General features: G+C 69.1%; 1 protein-coding gene. It reads left to right on the top strand.

What is annotated here, in order from left to right; all coding sequences use genetic code 11:
• Window positions 1–56: 56 nt before the first annotated feature.
• On the top strand, window positions 57–246 hold a 190-nt coding region (locus tag SB773_RS33910; RefSeq protein ID WP_410594873.1), incomplete at its 3' end, for a hypothetical protein.

Below are 246 nucleotides of genomic sequence, written 5' to 3'. Positions count from 1 at the left end.
CCTTCCCGCGGACTCCTCCGACATGATGAAGGGGACCGACCTCGAAGGAGTCCTCCGTGTCACTCACACCGCCCCCGGCCCCGCAGGCCGACACCGCCGTCACCGGGCTGCCCGGCGCCGTGGTGATCGCGGGCATCCGCAAGATGCTCATCTGGACCGTCGTCGCCGGAGTCGTGTACTCGGTCTTCATGAGCGGCAGCAAGGGCATCTGCCCGGGCGGCATCGACGCCAACGGCGGGTTCATCG

Origin of the sequence: Bacillus sp. SIMBA_074 (genome assembly GCF_046534555.1) — a bacterium.
Lineage (GTDB): Bacteria > Bacillota > Bacilli > Bacillales > Bacillaceae_G > Bacillus_A > Bacillus_A mycoides.
The sequence above is the reverse complement of the archived record's forward strand: the minus strand, read 5'-3'. Positions and strand labels throughout refer to the sequence as shown.